Here is a 19,274-nt window from a genome sequence, read left to right on the forward strand (position 1 = left end):
TAGTCTGCCCACCGCGAAGAAGTCTCCCCAGAGCGCTCTCCACGCGGGGTCTGCACTGAGCTTCTTTACGGTCGCCTTCTCGATCTGTCGAATCCGCTCGCGAGTCACGCCTAGTGCGTCGCCGATCTGATCGAGGGTCTTCGGAATCCCGTCGTCTAGGCCGTGTCGCGATCTCAAAACCGAACTCTCCCGGCTCGGAAGCGCTTCGAGAAGCTCATTGCACTGTTTTCGGAGCGATTCGGAGAGGAGGCCCTCGTCAATTGGGAGTTCATCGTTATCGACGAAGAGCTCGCCACGGGTGCGCTCACCTTCGCTCACATCGACCTGAACTGTTTCGTCCAACGACAGAGGAGTTGAGTCCCATGCCAGCATCCGGCGAAGCTCGTGCACTGAGACTGCCGCCCGTGCTGCCACCATATCGATCGGGACCACGTCCGAGGTGGTCCGATCAAGTTCGCGCATCACGTTGCGAACTTCGTTGATCTGTTCGACCATATGCACCGGGACACGGATCGTACGAGACTGGTCGGCCAGAGCCCGCGTAATAGCCTGACGAATCCACCACGTGGCATATGTCGAGAACTTGTTACCTAGGGTGTTGTCGAATTTCTCGACAGCGCGGATCAGCCCGATATTGCCCTCCTGGATCAGGTCCAGGAACGGCATCCCGCGGCCTACGTAACGCTTGGCGATCGATACGACTAGCCGCAGGTTCGCACTAACGAGATGCGTCATCGCGCGGTGGCCGTCACTGGCGACCGATCTCAGTTCCCGCTCTAGCGCCCGGGTCAGCGTCTGCGAATCTGCGAGCCGCTCTTCCGCGAAGAGTCCTACCTCTATTCGTGCCGCCAAAGCCACTTCCTCGACGGCAGAAAGGAGGGGGACCGTGCCGATCTGCCTCAAATAGTCCTTGACGGGATCGACGGTACCACCGACGATATGGTCATACTTCGATGCAGTCTCCGCTGGGTCGTCGTCGGGCGAGTCCTCCTCAGCGTTCGGATCCTCAGTCATAAGCGCGATCAGCTCTGTCGCCTCATCGAGTCCTTCGTGATCCTCTTGATCCTCAGCGCTCTCAGAAGACACGATCAGATCGGCACGCACGGGAGTACCGGTACCTATGCGTGCCCTACGAGCACGTTTGGCGACGTCGAGGGGAGAAATTGCGGGGCGCTCCGTGGCAAACGCCTCAGGAAGCGCATCCGACTCTTCAAGACCATCCATTTCGACGGCAACCGGCTGATCGGCCAAGTCGACTGCGCCAACACGCCGATCCACATCCTCTGTAAGCGGGTTGAACCCCGACCGATCGACCTGCTCAGCCAACGCCGCCGCAAGCACGGACTGCCAAGCATCGATCTGATCACGTGTGCCCTGTTGCAACCGGGTCAATTTGAAGTTGGATTCAACAAGGAGGAATAGTGCGAGCTTCAGCAGCGGCGCATCGCCGCTCTTTCCAGACAATTGAGTCCGATACCCCGCATTGAGCCATAAGGTATGAGCCAAATGATCGAACTCGAAAAGCCTCTCTTCATCGAGCACTCGCCAAAGGATTGCTGCCGGTCGCGTATCGTCCCTGAGGCCGAGCGTTTCCGATACGACCTCCGTCACCGAGTCCGGCAGCCCATAGTTGACTTCAGTGATTGGCTTCGTCGATACGTGCCGGGCGTTCGCTCGCTTGATAGTCGCCCGTGCGTCTTCCAAGTAGGAACGGAAAGTCGCCCCGAACTCCACGTCAACGGCGCTTTCGATGGCCCGTGTGAAATCCGGCCGGAAGATCACCCCGCGCTTCTCTGGATTCATGCGCAGAGTACTGAGCATCTCCGGGGTCACATCGATGATGACCCGTGCGAGCTGATAGTCGCGACTGTGCTCTGCAAGCATGGAATTCCAACCACCGGCCTGTAGAAGACGATCGTTGCGATAGATGTAAAAACCCTGCCATTCAGTGCGGCGCCTGCCGAGCAGCCGTGCGGCCGGCGACTCGGAATTGGGCGGCAATATGTGGCATGTGGCCGCCACAGCGCTCCCACCGGGGATTTCCCCGATTAAGGTGCGCGGATACCCGGTCATGCCCCAAAGGCTGAAGGAGAACGGATCGACGGCGTCGACGACCCGAGGCACGCCGGAGGCCCGATACGCGAGATCATATTGGTCGATTTCGATACGAAGATTCCGCGCTGCGATGAGTCGGTGGAAAATCAGGCCCAGCTCACCGCGCAGCTCGGTGATCACTGAATCCAGCCATCTCTGGCGAACAGACGGGATATCCGATGTCGAGACCGAATCGAGATCGGACCATTCGACTACAGTTCCTGTTGATTGCAATTCACCGGAACCGTCGTCAAAGCCGTGCCATGCAGCATCGTCGGTGAGCACGTCAATTGGAAAACCACCGCCGGGCGCTGTCCGACGCATGCGTGCTCCACAGACCGGTTCGAATCCACAGCTCGTATAGACAGTGAAAGAGGCGGCCTGGCTGAGCGAACTCGCTTTGAGTCCAATCCCGAAATGACCGAGTGAGTCACCGTCGTAGGCACGACGCTTCCCCAGCGTCATGGCGGTCATCAGCTGGTCACCACTCATTCCGACTCCGTCGTCGCTGAGACGGATGCCACGGACGTATCCGTTATCGACGACGAACCGGATTCGAATCCGCTCCGCTCCGGCATCGATGCTGTTGTCGACGATATCGGCGATCGCACTGCTCAAGGTGTGACTGCTGCCGATCGCGCTGAGCACAGAGGGGTCGGGCTCAAGTTCGACCACACGAGCGATATCGCTCAACCCATCGACGGACAAATCGGTCATAGACGGATGCTACCGACGAGTCAAGACATTTCCGATGGCGAGTAGCGGAAGTTGACTGTGTGGACGCGTCCCATAGTGTGTCAAACGCACCCCCAATGAAGGGGAGGGCCGCGTCAACTATCTGGTCTGGGTCGAATGCTATAAACGCGAACCTGAAAGGTATGGCGCATAGGCGAATGACTACTCGCTCTGCCGATTCGGCGCATAGGCATGCGTCTCATCCGCGTTCACATAGGAATGAATTGAGTGCTGACACGATGCACCCCGAAGACACCTCATCGGATCGATCAGGTCCAACTTGGCTACCCTTCAAGACATATCCAATGAAAAGAGCCCCTATTGAACGACGACGATCACCTTGTGTTGAAGTTCGATCCTCAGACAGTCGATCACCTCGGCGCCAAAATGTACTCGCATCTGCCAAATGCAATTGCCGAACTGATAGCTAACGCATACGACGCCGACGCCGAACACGTTGTTGTCCGAATAGGCGACGGCGAGATAAGCATCGAGGATGACGGCCACGGCATGTCGCGGAGCGATGTCGCGGACAAATACCTGCGCATCGGCCGGAATCGCCGCCATGTGATGAACACCGACAGCACAGAAGGTGGTGCGCGGCGCGTATCCGGCAAGAAGGGCCTCGGGAAGCTCGCCCTGTTCGGAATCGGCGGGCGCGTCGAGCTGATCACGTCGCGTTCGGGTGAGACCAACGCAACGGTGGTCGTGCTCGAATACGACGACATGATGTCGGCCGAAGGCGAGTACAAACCTGTCGAATCACAGCAGTCCTCCAACGAGTCTAAACATGGCACCACGGTGCGGCTGGGCAAACTCAAACGCACGTCGCCTGTTGAACCTGAAGCCCTCGCAGACAGCCTGTCAAAGCTTTTTAATTATACGGACCAGGACTTTGAAGTGCGCGTTGTCACTGCGGATGATGGCGAGTACGCGATCACGGCCGAACGCCGGCTGGCCTCGATCAATCTTCAGTTCTCCTGGGATCTTCCTGAAGACCTCGTCGAGGCCGATACTTTCGCCCATGCGCACGAGATCGCAGGGCGGATTGTCTCTTCGAAATCTCCTCTGCGTCACGGCCTCCGCGGCATAACCCTCTATGTGAATGGGAGACTCGCAAACGAACCCGAGTTCTTTGGAGCCTCTGAGTCGAGCTTCGCGTTCTCATACCTCACCGGGTACCTGCAAGTGGATTTCCTTGACGAGATTGAGCCAGATGTCATTGCGACAGACAGGCGCGCGATTGATTGGGAGACTGAGCTCACCGAGCAGCTAAGAAAGTGGCTGCAATCGTTAATGACCCGGCTAAGTCAGGACTGGCGAAGACGGAGAGCAGAGCTAGGCCGAACGACTGTTGAGAAGTCGATCGGTGTCTCAACAGAGGCATGGGTCAGTTCTATCAAGAGCGACGAAAGGGAACACGTGAGGGCGATCGTCGAGGCGGTCACTTCGGACGAAGCCGACATTGCAGTTGAGCAGCAGGGTGAAATCCTGGGGCTCGTCAAAGGTCTGGCGCCATTACATGCCGAATTTGTCTGGCGGCATTTGCACGCCGAGATCCAGCGGGTCACAAAGCCTTATTACGAAGGTGGAGACTTCTACACTGCAGTGATAGAAGCGATAAAGAGGTATGTGAATAGCGTCCGGGCAAAACATGCAGACTTGGCATCGATACAAGAGCACGCGGTTTTGGAGGCAGCCTTTGCATCGGTGGGCAAATTGGATGTGTTCCAAAAATTCATGTCGTTACATGGTTTTTCCGAAGACACATCCAAGAACATCCAAAGCGGACAGAAAAGCCTTTCTATCGGGGTATTGGCGGGCTTCCGAAATCCTCTCAGTCATGAAGAGATCGACCTGTTGCAATCAAGCGGGGCGTTTACATACGAGGACTGCCTCGATGCATTGGCCATCATTTCGCACTTGATGCGGCGATTAGATCAGGCAGAAGTGCGCTCGATTTAGCTCGGATCGACTCCAGCATTGGGGCCATACCAATGTTCGTGACATTTCGAGCCGGTGAACTCCTCTCCAGTGGGATAGAAAGGAGGCAGCGCCTTCGAAGCAACGCTTCGCTATACGCGCCCCGAGGGCTCCGACGGAGAATCTTTGTGCCGAGTGAGCTCGGGAGACAGGCGCGTGAGATCGGAGAGACGAATGGCTGAGATCGAGAACCCTCAACACCTGGACCCCGCGGCGGTCGAGGATTACTTTCGATTGGGCGTGCGCGCGGCCTTCACAATGAATGAGGAACCCCCAGTTCGCCTGACCATAGACCCAGGCAGGGATCAGCTACAGGTGCTGACCCCAGTGCGCGGAAGCGAGCCAGAGGTGACCGCATACGAACGACTTGAGCTGAATCGGGTCACTCCGGATGGCGATTCGACGGAATGGTACGAGCTTGTCGTCGACGCATCCGATATGCACTACGAGGCGTACGTTCTCTTGGAATCGGTGGTGGACCAGCTTCGGTCCGGCGCTTCGTTCCGTCATGCGGTTTCCGAGTCAGTTGAGACGCTGAAGGAGCTTCTCGTCGGCCGCAAGCGGCTGACTGAAGAGAAGGTCGCCGGGCTCATCGGAGAACTCCTCGTACTCGACCGCATTATCGATCACGACGGGGAAGACGCGGCGATAGCAGCCTGGCTGGGGCCGCTCGCTGAGGAGCACGACTTCGGGCTGCCCGGTTACGATGCCGAAGTTAAGACGACGAAGTCCGAAGCCCGCGTGCATGTCATCGGATCCGAGACGCAGCTGGAGCCGGTTCCCGGAAGGGACCTGTATCTGATATCCGTTCAGATCACCCGCGCCGGGACGGCGATTGCCAGCTTCACTCTGCCGGAACTCGTCGCGTCGATAAGCGTAAAGCTGCGACGAACACTGCGAGCCTTCGACGCGGCACTCGACGGTATCGGTTGGCGTGACGCGGATGCAGATCTCTATGGGACTCGCTTCCAGCTGCGATCCGAACCACGGGCGTACCTCGTCGACGACGGGTTCCCTGCAATCACATCGTCAAGGCTTGACGAGGTAGTGCCGCAGCGCCCGCTTGTCGTGGGCGTCTCGTACCGTGTTGATGTCACCCATTTGATCCACGCGGCGATCCCTTCACCGCTCGATGAATTCTGCGAGGAGCCCAAGTGACCAATTCCGTAGATGCGGTGATTTCGGAAACCGCCCGTGAATCCTTAATCAGTATCCGCGATTCTGGGCCCGAACCGCTGGTCGAGCTGGTCCAGTTCAAACTTCGGCGAGCCGAAATCCACGTAACCGAAGCCGCGATCGTCGACGCAGTTACGGTTTCGGATCTCTCAGACGAAACACGTCGTGCAATGCACATGGCGCTCGCGTCTTGGGATGCGCTTGCAAAGCCGGCGTGGGCCGCTGACACCGCCGAATGGAGTGCGAACCGACGCCAACGTGCCTATGAGTTACTGGAGCTTGACGACGCAGCGCGACAGCGGCTGGACAAAGAGTTCCCGAGCGCGTCGCGCATGGACACGATGATCGTCGATCCGGAGAACTGGATCCCGTGGTACGACGAGAAACGTCGGAGCTCCCACGACTTCTACTGGCGTGCATACCGGCGTGTGCTGGAGGGTAAGGGATGGGATGCCGATGCCATCGCGACCCTGGATCGCTCGACGGCGGAGATCGTCGGCAGGCTAGCCGACCCCAGCGCTGAAGTGGGCTACCAGACAAAAGGTCTCGTAGTCGGATATGTCCAAAGTGGTAAGACGGCTAATTTCACCGGCATCGTGGCGAAGGCGATAGACACCGGATACCGGCTGGTGATCGTGCTCACCGGCACGATTGAGCTACTTCGAGCACAGACACAACGTCGCCTCGACATGGAACTAGTCGGCGAGGAGAACATCCTCGACGGCGCCGACCGCACAGACGACGATTCCATCCGTGACATCGACTACATCGGCACGCAAGACGCAGACTGGCACGGAGACAAATTCCTAAAGCACGGCATTGACGTACACTCGATGCCTGGTGTGCCAGCGATCAAGCGGTTGACGACAGCTGGCAAAGATTATCGCAAATTGCGTCTCGGCAAAGATGCGCTCGACTTCCGGCGTACCGGCGAACTCCGCAACCCGGCCAAGCCGGTGTTCGACCCGGAGAACATCCACGCCGTGGACGCTCGTATCGCGGTCATGAAAAAGAATACAACTGCTCTGAGGAACCTCCTCCACGATCTTCGAAACATCCGGGCGGACGGTCGCGAAATCCCTGTTCTGATCATTGACGACGAGGCCGACCAAGCTTCGGTGAACACGGTGAATCCTCGTTCCAAGGCCGCAGCAGCCGCAGAATCGAAGAAGCGCAGCGCGATCAATGCACTTATCCGGGACCTCCTCACAGTGATGCCGCGCGCCCAATACGTGGGATATACGGCGACACCGTTCGCGAACGTATTCATTTCGCCGGACGACTCGGAAGACGTCTTTCCGAAGGACTTTCTCGTTAGCCTCAAACCTTCGGACAAATACATGGGAGGCCCGGAATTCCATGATCTGTGGGGTATCGACGCCGACGACAAGGGCAATCCGGGGCGATCGAACGAGGCCGCTTTCGTCCGGGACCTTCGCGCTGACGGCGAGCACGATCCAGCGGCCGAACGTGCCGAGATCCTCGAGGCGATCGACGCGTTCGTACTCAGCGGTGCAATCAAGAAGTGGCGGGAATCAAACGACAAGCGCTTCTCGTACCGGCATCACACGATGCTTGTGCACGAGTCGGTGCGCACATCGGAGCATTCGGAACTCGCCGCCACATTCCGTTCGGTCTGGGCACAGGGAGCGTATTCGAGCCCTGCCGCATTCGGGCGGCTCCGGCAATTGTATTCCGATGACTTTCTGCGCGTGCACCGTTCGCGGTCGAAGTGGGATGAGCTGCCGATTCCTAACCTGTTCGATCAGCTCAAATCTTTCATCGGTGCGACAGTTGACGCAATTACCGTTGACAATGATCCGGTTGTAGTGGTTAACGGCACGAAGGACAGCGATTACAGCGCAATGGACTTCCTGACTCGGCCATACTGGCGGATCATGATCGGCGGCGCCAAATTAAGTCGAGGCTTCACCGTCGAAGGGCTGACGGTCTCGTACTATCGCCGTCGCACAGCTGCGGCCGACACGCTTATGCAGATGGGGCGGTGGTTCGGGTACCGGGCCGGGTACAGCGACCTCGTACGCTTGTACATCGGCCGCCAGGTCCTCGACGGCAAGAAGAAATCGTATGACCTCTACGACGCGTTCACCTCAATCATCGAAGACGAGGAAGAGTTCCGCGAACAGCTGAGCAAGTTCTCCGAGCTCACCGAGGACGGCAAGCCTGTTGTGCGGCCGATCCACGTGCCGCCGATGGTCTTCCAGCAGTTGCCGTGGCTCAGACCGACCGGCTCGAACAAAATGTACAACGCTGTGCTCAAATACGAGGGCGAAGGCGGCATTGTCAAAGACTTCAATGCCCACGACTATCGCGGCGACGGCACCCGCAATACGAAGCACTTCGCTGCCGTGGCCGGATGGCTCGAAGGGCTATCTGCGCCGGAGCATTTCAAGGGCGTGAACGGTACCTCGTTCGAGGCGCGCACTGTGCTGTTGCCGACTGAATATGTTGTCGCTGCGCTGAGTCAGTTCGAATTGCTCTCGCGTGATCAGCTGCTCCCGACAATCAGAATGATCGAGAAGGCAGAGCGGGAAGGATCGCTGAAGGATTGGGTTGTCGTCGTCCCTGAACTTGACGAGTCATATCGCAGGGACGTCGAAGGCACCACTGTGTCGCTCATCGAACGCCAACGCAGGCCAGATCGGCCCGGATACTCTGGCAGCGAGCGTCGACACCGAGCAACGCTCGAAGTGATTGCTCAGAATGCGCACAATTCGATAGACGCTGGAGACGCTGCAAGACGACTTAGCAGTGCGACCCGCGGCGCTCTCTTGCTCACATTCGCGTTTGACCCGGCTGTCTTACCTGAGGAGAAGAGTGATGACGGCAAGGGGCGGGCAGACTCCGGACGTGTTAAGCGGGGTGCGTGGCCCACACCGGTCACAAGTGCCGACGTCGCCACACTCATATCGCTGGCCGTGCCATACCTCTCCGCACCGCGGGGACGGATCGGCTTCGGCGTGCGCCGAGAAGACCTATCGAATCAGGCGATCATCGACACCGGACACTGATATCGGGGCGAGAATCGAAGCGAGGCAATGGGTGAATCTTGGGCGTCGTCCGATGCGACGCGCCGATCGATGCGGTCCAACCGCGGCAGTAATACTCAGCCGGAACTCGCCGTGCGGCGGCTACTTCATGCATCCGGCCTCCGATTCAGAGTGAACTGCCGGCCAATACCTGACCTGCGTCGCACAGCCGACATCGTCTTCACCCGGGCCAAGGTCGCGGTCTTCATTGACGGCTGCTTTTGGCATGGTTGCCCTGATCACTATCAGCGCCCAGCTTCCCACCGCGACTACTGGGATCTGAAGGTTGTACAGAACCGTGAGCGCGACGCCGAGACCGACACTCGGCTCACCACCGCCGGCTGGCGAGTAATCCGCCATTGGGAACATGAGGATCCCCGCGCAGTTGCCGATGAAGTCGAGGCCTGCTGGCGGTTGGCTGTGCACGGAGGCAGCAAGGCTGGCTAGGTTCCCCGCCAACCAACCGCCAGAGAGCCAAACAACCCGGTCAATGCCGATACGAACCATGCGGTTCCGCCGCCCATAACGAGGGCCCAGGCTGCGCCGAATATGGCGAGCGTTCCGGCAAGCGACCACACCACGCGCCGCGTGTGGGCCGAACGGGCCTCTGCGTGCAGCGCCTCGAAGCGAAGGCGCGCGTCACCGGGATCGCCTGCAGATTCTTGACGCCAGCTCGCGGGGTTGTCGAAGATCTCGACGAGTTGAGCGAGATCCTGCGACGACAGGATCGCAGGTCGCTTCGTCAGCCAGCGTCGCAGTTGTTGCGCGGTGAGAACCGTGACCATTTCGGGCCTCTCCTTGATGGTGAGAGACTTCGGGTCGACGACAACGATGAGCGGTCGCGCGGGCGCGGGCAGCGGCATCCGCTCTTGTATGAGCTTGGTCACCTTATTGGCCTCGCTCTCGGCCGCACGAAGGTATGGGTGCTTCCGACCGTTGATCATTACGGTGCGCTTGCCGACCCACACAGTCTTGCCGCTGTGGTACTTGGTGTTGATGGTGAAGACGCCGCCCGGACCAACAACCAGGTGGTCGAGGTCGGTGTTCTTTGTACCGATTGGCAGGGCGTGGAAGACAGTCCACTCCGGTGGGAGCTGCGCCAGGATGCGACCGACTTCGATCTCCCCGGTGGCGCCGAGGTACCAGGAGACACTGTCGGCGGCCAGAGGCGAGACTCCGAAGAAGCGAGCGAATGCTGAGCGCGGCGGGGTCGCGCCGTGCTGGCGAAGCAGCTCGTCGATGACAAGCTGCGCCGGGCGACGGCTGCGCATTGAGACGGGGTCAGTCATCGGGCTCCTCACGGGTCGCTTGAATCTAGCGAAAGCGCGGGGTGCTGCGGGAGCCCCAGAACGGGCCGGGCGTCAGCGCTTTCTGCGGCCGAACAACCCCAGGAACGTCGGGAAGCGACCTTTGCTGGTCTGTCGAACGACGCGCGCGGCCGGCGAGTAGAGGCCGACCTTCTGCTTCGCCCTCTGCTTGACGCGGCTGGGCTTGGTCCACGCTTGCACCTGCGAGATTCCGAGCCCGCGCTTGACCGATCGCTTCGCGGCGGTCACCCCGAGCATGGTCTTCATCGACGGCGCCCGGTAGCGGAACATCTTCATGGCAAGCCTTTCGTGCGGTGACACTCCCGAGGCTATTCCCGCATCGTGGCGCTCGCCTTCCCCAATACGGGGAAACATCGAGGGATCAATAACCAGCAGGCAGAGCGGTCAGGCAGCGATCCATCGCTGCCGTCTCTGCGAAGGGGCGGTTTAGAGACGGCCGCGGGCGGCCTCCTTAACCGGCATAGGTATGTGCGGAGGGGTTGACACGGCTTGGGTGCCGACGTATCTTTAGTCAACCAGTTAGTTGATCAAGGTTGAGGTTGATAAATGCGTGAGAATGCGGATGCCGACGGGCGGCTCGACCGGGCCTTCATGGCCCTGGCCGATCCGGTGCGGCGCAGCATCATTGCGCGGTTGAGCCGGGGGCCCGCCACGGTCAACGAGTTGGCCGAGCCGTTCGTCATCAGCAAGCAGGCGGTGTCGAAGCACATCCAGGTGCTCGAGCAGGCCGGGCTCGTCACGCGAACGCGCGATGCGCAGCGCCGGCCGGTGCACCTGAACGCCGCACAGCTCGAGGCACTCACCGCCTGGATCGACCGCTACCGCCTCATCCACGAGCAGCAGTTCCGCAGTCTGGATGCGCTGCTCGCCGACAGCACGAACACCAGCACCACAACAAACAGCACGACAACAAACAGCACCACCGATCAGAAGAAAGAAGCAGGACAATGACAAACGCACTCAGCATCACGGCGCCCGACGGCGTTCCCTTCGTCGACTTCGAGCGCCAGATCGACGCCCCCGTCGCCGCGGTCTTCAATGCATACAAAGACCCCGAACTCGTCAAGCAGTGGCTCGGCCCGAACGGGTACGAAATGGAGGTCGAACGCTACGACTTCACCACGGGCGGCGGTTACCGCTATGTCCATCGCGGCCCCGACGGTGACGAGTACACGTTCAACGGCGTCTTCCACGTGGTTCGCGAGAACGAGTTCGCCATTCAGACCTTCGAGTTCGAGGGAGTTCCCGGCGTCGTCAGCATCGAATCGATCACCTTCGACGATCTCGACGGCGTGAGCACGCGCATCCGCGTTCATGCCGTCTACCCGTCCCTGGAGGCGCGCGACGGCATGGTCGCAAGCGGCATGGAGCACGGCGTGCGCGAGGGATTCGAGCGCCTCGACGCGCTGGTGGCGCAGTCATGAGCGCGACCGACGCCGCGGGAAAGCAGGGCGAGCAGGGCAGGCCCATGGACTGGACCCTGGAGGTGGTCATTCTGCCGGTGAGTGACATCGGCCGCGCCATCGAGTTCTACCGGGACAAGGTGGGCTTCGAGCTCGACCACGACACGCAGATGGGCGACCAGCGCTTCGTGCAGCTCACCCCGCGTGGCTCCGGCTGCTCCATCGTGATCGGCACGCTGCCGGCGCAGAACGAGATGGCGCCCGGCTCGCTCAAGGGGGTGCAGCTCGTGGTGGCGGATGCCACTGCGGCCCGCGCCGAACTGATCTCGCGTGGTGTGGATGCCAGCGAGCTCATGGTGATCGCCCCGGGCGACGGTGGCACCTTCTTCGGATTCAGCGATCCCGACGGCAACTCCTGGGCGGTGCAGGAACTGCGCGTGCGCGGCGAGAAGCCGCTGATCCCGCTGGAGGCGCGCGGACGCTTCGGGGCGGAGGGGTAAGCCGGGCCGAGCGCGCCCTGACGTCTAAACCCTGACGCTTAAGCTGGGTGGATGACCTTCGAACAGACATACCGATGAGCTGGCTCGAGGTCATCCTGCTCTTCGTGGCCGGCACCGCCGCGGGCACCATCAACGCGGTCGTCGGCTCCGGCTCCCTGATCACCTTTCCGACGCTCGTTGCGCTCGGCTACCCGCCGGTGCTGGCGAACGTTACCAACAACATCGGCGTGCTGCCTGGCGCCATCAGTGCCGTTTTCTCCTATCGGCGCGAGATGAAAGGTCAGTGGCGGGCCATTCTGCCGCTCGCCATCTGCTCGGCCGTGGGCGGCCTCACCGGGGCTTTGCTGCTTCTTGTGCTGCCGGCATCCGCGTTCGATGCGATAGTGCCCGTGCTGATTCTGCTGGCCTGCGTGCTCGTCATCGCGGGGCCGTGGCTCAAGCGCGTCTCGGCGGCACGGCAGGCGAAGGCCCAGCGAGAAACCGCACCCGGCGAGCGCGCCACGCTGCTCACCGGCACCGCCCTCACCGGCGTCTACGGCGGATACTTCGGCGCGGCCCAGGGCGTGATTCTGCTGGCGATTCTCTCCATTCTGCTGCGCGGCGGCATGCAACGCGCCAACGCCTACAAGAACGTGCTGGCCGGGGTGGCCAACGGCGCGGCGGCCGTCGTCTTCGTGTTCTCCACACCGGTGGCCTGGCTCGCGGCGGTCGTCATTGCGGTCGGCGCTATCCTCGGTGGTCAGATCGGCGGCAGTGTAGGCCGCCGCCTGCCGCCCATCGTCTACCGGGTGATCATCGTGGCCATAGGCATAGCGGCGATCGTCTACTTCTATGTGAAATAGACCGGCGCAACGCGCGCCTTACCCGCGCGCTCGCCCTGCCGACAGTGGATAGTGGGCGGTGGCTTCGGTCTGCGCCCGTGCCCGCCCACCCACGAGGTGAGAGACCCGGCACAGAGCAGCACTGACAAGCGCGCAGCACTCGGCAGCACACACCAACACAAGGAGCACGCCCATGATGGGTGGAACGATTCAGACCAGGATGGTCACTCGCACGCCGGGCGTCGCATCGTGAGGGTACTCCGCGGCATCCTTCTGAAGCTGTTCATGAACAATCCGGCCCCCTGGATCAAACAGCTCGCCACCGCGATCTGCGTGGCGCTCGCCACCGCCCTCACCCTCACCATTCCTGCGGTCGGTCCCTCAAACCTTTCCCTGGCGCTCATCGGAGTAGCTCTGGTTGCCGCGTCCACGATCTTCGCCATAGCGATCGGATCTCGTGCACTGCGCGACCGGTTCACACTGCTCATCCCTGTTGTCTCCCTCTTCGGCATCGGGCTGTTCCGCGCCGGAACGGGCGGCGCCGATTCCCTCTACACGGCGCTCATCATTCTGCCGATCATGTGGATCGCATCGAATGCGGGACGTCAGTACATCTGGCTCGCTATCGTCGGATCATCCGCCGCCCTGCTGCTGCCGTATATCGTGGCCGTGCATGTGCCACAGGATGTCGGCGAGTGGCTGGTGGGCGTGTTCCCTCCCATCGTGTTCGGCTTCGCGGCCATCATCGTGAACGAGCTGGCCCGGCAGGCACGGCGCCAGTTGCGCAGCACCCGTCGGCTTGCCGAGGAGCGCAAGGCCATGCTCGACGACATGATGCGCTACGCCCGAAAGATCGAAGAGAACGAGGGCAGGCTGCGCACGGCCAACCGGCTCACCTCGAGCGTGCTCAACTCGGTGACGGAGCAGTCGATCATCGGCACCGACCTCACCGGCCTCATCGACGTGTGGAACCCCGGCGCATCCGCGCTGCTCGGGCTCGCCCCCGCCGAGACCGAGGGCAGCCGCTACGTCTTCGAGTTTCACCTGCCCGAAGAACTGGAGCAGCGTTCGCGCGAGCTGAACCACCCGCCGGGAGCAACCGTGCTCAATCCGGGCTTCTCGGCCCTCGTGGAGCCGGCTCGCCAGGGCGGCTCCGATGTGCGCAACTGGACCTACCTGAAGGCCGACGGATCGCGCGTGACCGTGGAGGTCGCCGTCACCCCGCGCTCCAACGAGAACGGTGAGACGGTCGGATACATCTTCGTGGCCGCCGATGTGACCCACGCCATCAAGCTGGCGCACCTCAAAGACGAGTTCGTGGGAATGATCTCGCACGAGCTGCGCACCCCGCTGAGCTCAGTGCTCGGCTACCTCGAACTGCTGCAGGACGACCAGGAATCGCCCATGACCGCCGAGCAGAAGCAGTACCTCAGCGTTGCCGAGCGCAACGCCAAGCGCCTGCTGCACCTGGTGGGCGATCTGCTGTTCACCGCGCAGGTGGAGTCGGGCATGTTCCCGATCGTGCAGACCGAGCTGGACCCGCGCCGGCTGGTGGCCGCGGCGCTGGAGACGGCGCGACCGGCGGCATCCGGGGCGGGTGTTGAGGTGAACACGGTGCTCAGCGAGCAGGCGCTGGTGGTGAGCGGCGACCCGGGGCGGCTGGCGCAAGCCTTCGACAACCTCATCTCTAACGCCATCAAGTTCACGCCGCGCGGGGGCTCGGTCACCGTGTGCCTCTCCGAATCGGTGGGCGAGGTTGTGGTGAGCGTCAAAGACACGGGCATGGGCATTCCCGCCAACGAGCTCAGCCGGCTCACCAATCGCTTCTTCCGAGCCTCGACCGCCACGCGCAACGCCGTGCCGGGAGTGGGACTGGGCCTCTCCATCACCAAGGCCATCGTTGCCGCGCACGGCGGACACCTCGACGTGCAGAGCACCGAGGGCGCCGGCACCACGTTCACGATGCACCTGCCGATGGCGGGGCAACCTTCGCTGTCGCACATGTACGACAGCGAAGATTCGCTGCAGCGGTAATGGGGCGGATGCTGCGCTGCCGCGATTGAGAAGCCGGGCCGCACAATCGCATCCGTCTGCGCTGTTGGACACATGACGCATCCGGGTGCACTCTGAGGTGATGGAGTACACACACCTCGGCCGGTCCGGCCTCAAAGTCTCACGTCTCGTTCTCGGCACCATGAACTTCGGTCCGCAAACGGAGACGGCCGATTCGCATTCGATCATGGATGCCGCGCTCGAGCACGGCATCAACTACTTCGACACGGCCAACGTCTACGGCGGCCGTCTGGGCCGTGGCATCACCGAAGAGATTGTGGGCGACTGGTTCGCGCAGGGCGGCGAGCGGCGCGAACGCGTCGTGCTGGCCACCAAGCTCTACGGCGACATGACCGACTGGCCGAACAACGGCAAACTCTCGGCGCTCAACATTCGACGCGCACTGGATGCCAGCCTCAAGCGGCTGAAGACCGACCACATCGACATCTACCAGTTCCACCACGTGGACAGGGAGACGCCGTGGGACGAGATCTGGCAGGCCATGGAGACGGCCGTGGCACAGGGCAAGATTCTGTACGCGGGCTCAAGCAACTTCGCCGGCTGGCACATCGCCACCGCGCAGGCCGAGGCACGCAAGCGCAACTTCACCGGCCTCGTCAGCGAGCAGTCCATCTACAACCTGCTCACGCGTGACGTGGAGCTCGAGGTGCTGCCGGCCGCCGTTGCCAATGGGCTCGGCGTCATTCCGTGGTCCCCGCTTCACGGCGGACTGCTCGGCGGCGTTGTGCGCAAGCAGCGCGACGGGGTGCGCAGGCTCGAGGGTCGCGCGGCCGAGACCCTGGAGAAGAATCGCGAGGCCATCGAGGCCTACGAGGAGTTCGCCGAGCAGTTGGGCCACGAGCCCGGCGACGTTGCGCTGGCGTGGCTGCTGCACCAGCCCGCGGTCACCGGGCCCATCATCGGCCCGCGCACGCAGGCCCAGCTCGACGCAGCGGTGCGCGCCCTCGACGTGAAGCTCGACGCGGATGCCCTCGCCCGGCTTGACGAGATCTTCCCCGGCCACAAGACGGCCCCCGAGGACTACGCCTGGTAGCGCGGTGGAGCTCAGAGAATCGCGTCAGCGATTCGCGACCCCAGCGCCGAGCGAGCTTGCGAGCGAGGGGAACCTCATGATCGGTGACCGGTCTCCCTGCTAAGCGGCGAGCACGATGTTGTCGAACAGCTGCTCGAGAAAGTCCGTGGCGGCGGGGTTCGGTTCCTCCGCCACGGCGACCGCCACCGTCCACTCGGGCATGCCCTCGTGCAGCGGCACGGCGCACAGCTGCTCCGGCCGCTTGCTCGCGAAGCTCTCGGGCACGATGGCGACGCCCAGGTTGTAGCCCACCAGGTCGAGCAGGGGGTGCACGTCGTTGACCTCCATGGCCGCCCGGTAGTCGAAGCCGGCCGCCGCGAACGCGCGCTGCGAGAGCACGTGAGCACCCCATCCGGCTTGAAAGCCGATGAGGGTCTCTGACCGCAGATTGTCGAGATCAACCTCGCGCAGCTGCGCGAACGGATGCTTCGGGTGACACAACACGATGAGCTTCTGCGTGCTGAGGCGGCGCAGTTTCACCCCCGGCGGAGTGTCTCCCGTCTCGACGACGAGGGCGACGTCGGTGCGCCCGGTGGCGACATCCTCGATGAGATCCACTGAGCCGGCGAAGCGCAGCCGCACCTCGACGCCCTGGTTGCGCGTGCGAAAGCGGGCGAGCTCGGCCGGCAGATCCACGTAGCCGAGGCACGGTTCGGCGCCCACGGTGAGGCGACCGCGCAGCAGGCCCCGCACGGCGGCGACGGCGTTCTGGGCAGCGGCGGCCGCGGCGAGGGTGCGCAGCGAGTCGGCCAGCAGCGCCTGCCCGGCAGCGGTCAGCTCGACCCGGCGGGTGCTGCGCGTGAACAGGGAAGTGCCCAACTCGGTCTCGAGCGAGCGAATGGATGCCGACAGCCCCGACTGCGAGATCTGCAGCAACTCGGCGGCGCGGGTGAAGTGGCGTTCTTCGGCAACGGTGACGAAGTGTTCGAGCTGGCGCAGTTCCATTCAACGATCGTACTGCTGAATCGGCCCTCGTCCAGAAGTTTCACTGGCCGAGCAGGGGCGCTATTCGGGCAGGATGCGGGTGAAGTGGATGCCCATCGGCTGCCACACCGACACGGCCTCGATGCTCACCGTGCGACCGGTGGCCGGCGCATGCAGCACCATGCCGCTACCGAGGTAGATGCCGATGTGCTCTTCGTCGTCGAAGGTGACGAAGTCTCCCGGCTGGGCCTGGGCCTCGGTGATGCGCACGCCCATCGCATCCTGCGTGGGAACGTAGTGCGCCATCGAAATGCCAACCGCCGCATACGCGCGCATGGTGAGCCCCGAGCAGTCGATGCCGGCGTGATCCGCACCGCCCAGAACGTATGGATCGCCGAAGTAGTCGAGGGCCGTGCGCACGATGGTGGCGCGCACCCCGCCGGCGTTCAGCGCCATTGCCACCGCGCTCGCTCCGTCGTGACCGCCGCCATCGGCTGCCGCAGAAACGATGCCGACAAGCTGGTTCGCCGAGTAGTCGTCGAGCACGAGGCGTACGCGCGCCACATCGCCGGCGACCCGGATGCCCTGCGTGTGCTCCGCCGCCGCGTCGAACCCGTGAACGGGGGCGGCCTGGGCAGGACCGGCGATGATCAGGCTGGCGGCGAGACCGAATGAGCTTGCGACGGCGGTGAAGATGGCGCGTCGGTGACCGGCCCGGTTTACGCCGGCGCGCGAGGCATCCGCGCGCTCTGCAGCACGGCGAGAGACGTGCTCGGCGCGCGCAAGACGCGCAGCCGCTTCGGCGCGCTCGATGCGAGCGGCTCGGGTCACCCGTGCCACATGGGCGACGCGTTCGGCACGTTCCACGCGCGCGGCGCGGGCCGCCTTTCGCGCGGCGCCTCGAGGCATGCGGTGCGAACCCCTGTGGCGAGACTCCTGCTCACGAATTGCGCGCCGGGTCATCACCTCGACGGGTTCGTGCTGCATGCGTTCCTTTCGGCGGCCAGCGTGTCACAATGCTCGCCTGCCCCCGCGACGAATGCGTTTTGCCTGTTCGACCCTACTCGATTCGCAGGGTCCCTGCCTGAAAAGTCTCCCAGCTTGGCGCGATGCGGATGCGTCGGCGCAAGTGCCCCGCCGGGCGTCAGGCGCCGAAGACCTCGCGCAGCACGGCGAGCGACGCTTCGTCGTCGAAGACCTCGCCGCTCTCGTGGCCGTTGTACGGCCACACCCGCATCTGCTTCGGGCCCGCATAGTTGTTGTACGCACCGAACACGGTCGACGGCGGGCAGGTGGCATCCATGAGCGCGCTGGTGAACCACGCCGGCGCACTCGCGCGCTTGGCAAAGTTGACCCCGTCGAAATACGCGAGGGTGTCATGCACGCGCTCCACGGCATCCCGGTGCGTGGAGAGGTACATGCCGATCTCCTTGTATGGAAACCCGTCCGTAATCACGGTGGCCCGGCGGTAGTCGCACAGAAACGGTACATACGCGATGGCCGCCGCGAGGTCGGGCACGAGGCCCGCCACCGCGAGCGCCGTGCCGCCACCCTGGCTGCCGCCCAGAACGGCGATGCGGGAGGCATCCACCTGCGTAAGCGTGCGGGCGGCATCGACCGCACGCACGGCATCCGTGAACAGGCGCCGATAGTAGTACGTCTCGCGACTGTCGATGCCCCGGGTCATGAAGCCGGGCGTCTGCGGCCCCGTGCCCTCGGGGTCGGCCGTGACTCCGCCTCCACCCCACACGGACCCCTGGCCTCGCGTGTCCATGTGCAGATGCGCGAAACCGGCGGATGCCCACAGCAGGTTCTCGAGGGCGTGACCGCGCCCGCCGCCGTACCCCACGTACTGCACGACCGTCGGCAGCGGCCCCTGCGCGCCGGCGGGAACACGCAGCCAGGCGCGGATCGGCTGCCCGCGAAACCCGGGGAACGTCACATCGAAGGTGTCGATGGTGCGCAGCCCCGTCTCGACACGGCTGAGGGTGACCGGCGAATCGAACGCGCGGCTCTCGGCAAGGGTGTCTGCCCAGAAGGCGTCGAAGTCATGCGGATCGGTCTGGGCGCTGCGATATTCACGCAGCTCACCCTCGGAAAGATCGGTGAACATGA

General features: G+C 62.7%; 15 protein-coding genes and 2 pseudogenes. 10 read left to right on the top strand and 7 right to left on the bottom strand.

Features of this window, described 5'->3' with window-relative positions; translation table 11 throughout:
• Nucleotides 1-57: 57 nt before the first annotated feature.
• Nucleotides 58-939, bottom strand: a pseudogene (locus ASC63_RS16845) (sigma-70 family RNA polymerase sigma factor); the annotation flags it as partial.
• 1,521 nt (nucleotides 940-2,460) lie between these two features.
• A pseudogene (locus tag ASC63_RS16850) lies at nucleotides 2,461-2,811 on the bottom strand (ATP-binding protein); the annotation flags it as partial.
• Between the two features lie 339 nt (nucleotides 2,812-3,150).
• On the opposite strand from ASC63_RS16850, the gene ASC63_RS03790 reads away from it, so the two are divergent.
• The 4 genes from ASC63_RS03790 to ASC63_RS16040 all read left to right on the top strand — a co-directional run bounded on the left by ASC63_RS03790 (nucleotide 3,151) and on the right by ASC63_RS16040 (nucleotide 9,485).
• Nucleotides 3,151-4,794 carry a TIGR02391 family protein gene (locus ASC63_RS03790; protein ID WP_082487163.1) on the top strand — a complete coding sequence of 548 codons (1,644 nt, stop codon included), beginning with the start codon at nucleotides 3,151-3,153 and terminating at the stop codon, nucleotides 4,792-4,794.
• Between the two features lie 192 nt (nucleotides 4,795-4,986).
• Nucleotides 4,987-5,970, top strand: coding sequence for a PD-(D/E)XK motif protein (locus ASC63_RS03795; RefSeq protein ID WP_055810088.1), 984 nt, complete (start codon nucleotides 4,987-4,989; stop codon nucleotides 5,968-5,970).
• Complete coding sequence (locus ASC63_RS03800; RefSeq protein ID WP_055810090.1) at nucleotides 5,967-9,020, top strand: Z1 domain-containing protein; 3,054 nt, start codon at nucleotides 5,967-5,969, stop codon at nucleotides 9,018-9,020. Before ASC63_RS03795 ends, ASC63_RS03800 begins: the two co-directional genes overlap by 4 nt.
• Nucleotides 9,021-9,047: 27 nt before the next feature.
• A complete protein-coding gene (locus tag ASC63_RS16040; RefSeq protein WP_082487166.1) occupies nucleotides 9,048-9,485 on the top strand; it encodes a very short patch repair endonuclease in 438 nt (145 codons plus the stop codon).
• Here ASC63_RS16040 and ASC63_RS03810 read toward each other — a convergent pair.
• Both ASC63_RS03810 and ASC63_RS03815 read right to left on the bottom strand, forming a co-directional pair.
• Nucleotides 9,482-10,327 (bottom strand): nuclease-related domain-containing protein, encoded by an 846-nt coding sequence (locus tag ASC63_RS03810; protein WP_082487168.1) that lies wholly within the window; start codon nucleotides 10,325-10,327, stop codon nucleotides 9,482-9,484. The genes ASC63_RS16040 and ASC63_RS03810 overlap by 4 nt on opposite strands.
• 72 nt (nucleotides 10,328-10,399) lie before the next feature.
• Nucleotides 10,400-10,642 carry a hypothetical protein gene (locus ASC63_RS03815; RefSeq protein WP_055810096.1) on the bottom strand — a complete coding sequence of 81 codons (243 nt, stop codon included), beginning with the start codon at nucleotides 10,640-10,642 and terminating at the stop codon, nucleotides 10,400-10,402.
• A gap of 270 nt (nucleotides 10,643-10,912) precedes the next feature.
• On the opposite strand from ASC63_RS03815, the gene ASC63_RS03820 reads away from it, so the two are divergent.
• The 6 genes from ASC63_RS03820 to ASC63_RS03845 all read left to right on the top strand — a co-directional run bounded on the left by ASC63_RS03820 (nucleotide 10,913) and on the right by ASC63_RS03845 (nucleotide 16,196).
• Nucleotides 10,913-11,317 (top strand): ArsR/SmtB family transcription factor, encoded by a 405-nt coding sequence (locus tag ASC63_RS03820; protein WP_055810098.1) that lies wholly within the window; start codon nucleotides 10,913-10,915, stop codon nucleotides 11,315-11,317.
• The gene (locus ASC63_RS03825; RefSeq protein ID WP_055810100.1) at nucleotides 11,314-11,790 is read left to right on the top strand and encodes an SRPBCC family protein; all 477 of its coding nucleotides are present in this window, start codon (nucleotides 11,314-11,316) and stop codon (nucleotides 11,788-11,790) included. The genes ASC63_RS03820 and ASC63_RS03825 overlap by 4 nt, the downstream gene beginning before the upstream one ends.
• Nucleotides 11,787-12,269, top strand: a complete 483-nt coding sequence (locus ASC63_RS03830; RefSeq protein ID WP_442915051.1) for a VOC family protein — start codon at nucleotides 11,787-11,789, stop codon at nucleotides 12,267-12,269. Before ASC63_RS03825 ends, ASC63_RS03830 begins: the two co-directional genes overlap by 4 nt.
• A 74-nt stretch (nucleotides 12,270-12,343) precedes the next feature.
• Nucleotides 12,344-13,111: a sulfite exporter TauE/SafE family protein gene (locus tag ASC63_RS03835; RefSeq protein ID WP_055810101.1), complete on the top strand. Its 768-nt coding sequence runs from the start codon at nucleotides 12,344-12,346 to the stop codon at nucleotides 13,109-13,111.
• A 264-nt stretch (nucleotides 13,112-13,375) separates the two neighbouring features.
• Nucleotides 13,376-15,124 carry a sensor histidine kinase gene (locus ASC63_RS03840; protein WP_082487679.1) on the top strand — a complete coding sequence of 583 codons (1,749 nt, stop codon included), beginning with the start codon at nucleotides 13,376-13,378 and terminating at the stop codon, nucleotides 15,122-15,124.
• A gap of 100 nt (nucleotides 15,125-15,224) precedes the next feature.
• On the top strand, nucleotides 15,225-16,196 hold the full coding sequence (locus tag ASC63_RS03845) for an aldo/keto reductase (RefSeq protein WP_055810104.1): 972 nt from the start codon (nucleotides 15,225-15,227) through the stop codon (nucleotides 16,194-16,196).
• A 99-nt stretch (nucleotides 16,197-16,295) separates the two neighbouring features.
• Here ASC63_RS03845 and ASC63_RS03850 read toward each other — a convergent pair whose 3' ends face one another.
• From ASC63_RS03850 to ASC63_RS03860, 3 genes are all read right to left on the bottom strand, one after another.
• Nucleotides 16,296-17,180 carry a LysR family transcriptional regulator gene (locus ASC63_RS03850; protein WP_055810106.1) on the bottom strand — a complete coding sequence of 295 codons (885 nt, stop codon included), beginning with the start codon at nucleotides 17,178-17,180 and terminating at the stop codon, nucleotides 16,296-16,298.
• Nucleotides 17,181-17,240: 60 nt separating this feature from the next.
• Nucleotides 17,241-18,146, bottom strand: a complete 906-nt coding sequence (locus tag ASC63_RS03855) for a C40 family peptidase (protein ID WP_235491780.1) — start codon at nucleotides 18,144-18,146, stop codon at nucleotides 17,241-17,243.
• Between the two features lie 157 nt (nucleotides 18,147-18,303).
• The gene (locus tag ASC63_RS03860) at nucleotides 18,304-19,272 is read right to left on the bottom strand and encodes an acetylxylan esterase (protein ID WP_055810108.1); all 969 of its coding nucleotides are present in this window, start codon (nucleotides 19,270-19,272) and stop codon (nucleotides 18,304-18,306) included.
• Nucleotides 19,273-19,274 lie beyond the last annotated feature (2 nt).

It is taken from the genome of Leifsonia sp. Root112D2, from assembly GCF_001424905.1.
GTDB lineage: Bacteria > Actinomycetota > Actinomycetes > Actinomycetales > Microbacteriaceae > Root112D2.